Source organism: Sphingomonas bacterium (genome assembly GCF_903643035.1).
In the GTDB taxonomy this organism is placed as follows: domain Bacteria; phylum Pseudomonadota; class Alphaproteobacteria; order Sphingomonadales; family Sphingomonadaceae; genus Sphingomonas.
The window spans coordinates 1-2,981 of record NZ_CAHJWW010000315.1; the positions used below are offsets into that span (position 1 = coordinate 1).

Genomic DNA, 2,981 nt, shown 5'->3' on the forward strand with positions numbered 1-2,981 from the left:
CGGGGGAGCGACGGGCATCGCGCTTCCTGCCCCGCGTCGGCCAGCCCGGCAACCGCGGCGACCGCGGCGACCGCGGCGATCGTGGCAAGCGCGCAGGGGGTGTACCTCGTCAAGGGCCGGTGCGGACGGCCCGCGACCGTGGCGCAAGGTAGACAGAATGCTTTCGCTCGCGCAGATGGATCGATCACGGCGCAGGGCGCGCGGCGCCAACCAAGGCCCCAGGGGGGCAGACGAGGCTTGATGTGAACGAGATGTCCGATGTGGCCACCCGCTCCTCCCGCGAGACCGCGCCCACGCGCCATCGCGCGCTGCTCGACTGGGTGGACGAGATCGCCGCGCTGACCCGGCCCGACGCGGTGGTCTGGTGCGACGGATCGGACGCCGAATGGGATCGGGTGTCGAGGGAACTGGTCGCCGCCGGCACCTTGACGCGACTCGACGAGGGCAAGCGGCCCAACAGCTTCCACGCCCGGTCCGACCCGCGCGACGTCGCGCGCGTCGAAAGCCGCACGTTCATCTGCTCGGAGGCCGAGAAGGACGCCGGGCCGACCAACAACTGGCGCGATCCCGCCGAGACGCGCGGCGTCATGAATGGCCTTTTCGCCGGCTGCATGGCGGGGCGCACGATGTACGTCGTGCCCTATTGCATGGGTCCGACGGGGTCGGACAAGGCGGCGATCGGCGTCGAGCTGACCGACAGCGCCTATGTCGTCCTGTCGATGAAGGTCATGACCCGGATGGGCGCGGCGGCGCTGGACGCGCTGGGCGAGGACGGGTTCTTCGTGCGCTGCGTCCACTCGGTCGGGATGCCGCTGGCGCAGGGGCAGGCGGACGTCGCCTGGCCGTGCAACGAGGAGAAGTGGATCGTCCACTATCCCGAGACGCGCGAGATCTGGTCCTATGGCTCGGGCTATGGCGGCAACGCGCTGCTGGGCAAGAAATGCCTCGCGCTGCGCATCGCCTCCGTCATGGCGCGCGACGAGGGCTGGCTCGCCGAGCACATGCTGATCCTCAAGCTGACCCCGCCGGAGGGGGCCGCGCACTACATCGCCGCGGCGTTCCCGTCCGCGTGCGGCAAGACGAACATGGCGATGCTGGAGCCGACGATCCCCGGCTGGCGCGCGGAGACGGTGGGCGACGACATCGCCTGGATGCGGTTCGGCAAGGACGGCCGGCTGTATGCGGTGAACCCGGAAGCCGGGTTCTTCGGCGTCGCGCCGGGCACCTCGCCGGCGACGAACCGCAACGCGATCGAGACGCTGCACGCCAACGCGATCTACACCAACACGGCGCTGACGGCGGACGGCGACATATGGTGGGAGGGCCTGTCGGAGACGCCGCCCGCCGGCCTGATCGACTGGACGGGCGAGCCCTGGGATCCCGCGAGCGGCAAGCCCGCCGCGCATCCCAACGCGCGCTTCACCGTGCCGGCGTCGCAATGCCCGTCGATCGCGCCCGAATGGGACGCGCCCGAGGGGGTGCCGATCAGCGCCATCCTGTTCGGCGGCCGGCGCGCGAGCGCGGTGCCGCTCGTCACGGAGGCGTTCGACTGGAACCATGGCGTGTACGTCGCCGCCAACATCGCGTCGGAAGGCACGGCGGCGGCGGAGGGCAAGGTCGGCGCGCTGCGCCGCGACCCGTTCGCGATGCTGCCGTTCTGCGGCTACCACATGGCCGACTACATGGAGCATTGGGTGCGGCTCGGCGCGGCCGCCCAGTCGGACGGCAAGCAGTTGCCGCACATCTTCCTGGTCAACTGGTTCCGCAAAGGCGCGGACGGCAGGTTCCTGTGGCCCGGATACGGCGACAACGCGCGCGTGCTGAAATGGATCGTCGAGCGGTGCGAGGGCACGGGCGCGGCGGTGGACACGCCCATCGGCCGGTTGCCCGCGCCCGGCGCGCTCGACGTCGAGGGGCTGGACCTTCCGGCGGACGCGCTGGACCAGCTGCTCGCCGTCGATCCGGCGGTGTGGATCGAGGAGGCGAAGGCCAGCGCGACCGACCTGACCGCATTGGGAGAGCGCGTGCCGCCCGCACTGTGGCGCGAGCAGGAGGCGCTGGAGCAGCGATTGTCCGCAATAGCCTGACAAGCCGATTGGTGTCGGTGCCGACCGGGCGTAGGAAGGGGCCATGTCGGGTCCGACCGTCAGCCTTCAGCACGATGTCGAGCGACTGGTCGCGGTCATCGCCGGCATCGCCGCGGGCGACCGCGCCGCGCTGGCGAAGCTCTATGGCGAGACCTCCGGGAAGCTGTTTGCCGTCTGCCGTCGTATCCTGATTGATGGATATGACGCGGAGGAAGCGTTGCAGGAAACCTATATCGCAATCTGGCGTCGCGCGGGCAGTTTCGACGCGACGCGCGGGTCGCCCGCGACGTGGCTGGCCGTGATCGCGCGCAACTGCGCGATCGATCGCCTGCGCCTGCGGCGTCGCTCGCCGACGTCGCCGATCGAGCAGGCGGCGGGCGTCGCGGATGTGCGGCCGAGCGCGTTCGAGCTTGCCAGCGCGAGCCATGACGAGCGTCGGCTGCACGAGTGCCTGGGCGAGCTGGCCGCCGGCGACCGCGCGTTCATCGCTACCGCGTTCTTCGAGGGCGAGTCCTATGCGACGCTCGCGATGCGCGAGTCGCTGCCGCTGGGCACCGTCAAGAGCCGTATCCGGCGCGCGCTCATCAAGCTGCGCGAATGCCTGGAATGAGCGGCGCCCTCCCGGTCCCCGAGGAGGACGAACTGCTCGCCGCCGAGCTGGCGTTCGGGTTGCTCGACGCGGCCGAGCGCGCGGGCGCGGAACGCCGGGCGGCTGAGGAGCCCGCCTTCGCCGCCGCGCACCGCCGCTGGCAGGATCGCGCGGTGGGACTGTTCGTCGAGGCGGACGTGACGCCGCCGGCCGGCATGTGGGAGGCGATCGTCGCCCGGCTGCCCGCCAACGACGCGGCCCGGGACAAGCGGACCGCCGCGCGCCTGGACCGCTGGCGGTGGGCG

General features: G+C 71.5%; 2 protein-coding genes and 1 pseudogene. All 3 read left to right on the plus strand.

Features of this window, described 5'->3' with window-relative positions; genetic code table 11:
- The first annotated feature begins 251 nt into the window (after positions 1 to 251).
- A complete protein-coding gene (locus HUV01_RS14465) occupies positions 252 to 2,087 on the plus strand; it encodes a phosphoenolpyruvate carboxykinase (GTP) (RefSeq protein WP_174298905.1) in 1,836 nt (611 codons plus the stop codon).
- A gap of 43 nt (positions 2,088 to 2,130) precedes the next feature.
- Positions 2,131 to 2,697: a sigma-70 family RNA polymerase sigma factor gene (locus HUV01_RS14470; protein WP_174298906.1), complete on the plus strand. Its 567-nt coding sequence runs from the start codon at positions 2,131 to 2,133 to the stop codon at positions 2,695 to 2,697.
- A pseudogene (locus HUV01_RS14475) lies at positions 2,694 to 2,981 on the plus strand (anti-sigma factor); the annotation flags it as partial. The gene HUV01_RS14470 and the pseudogene HUV01_RS14475, both read left to right, overlap by 4 nt.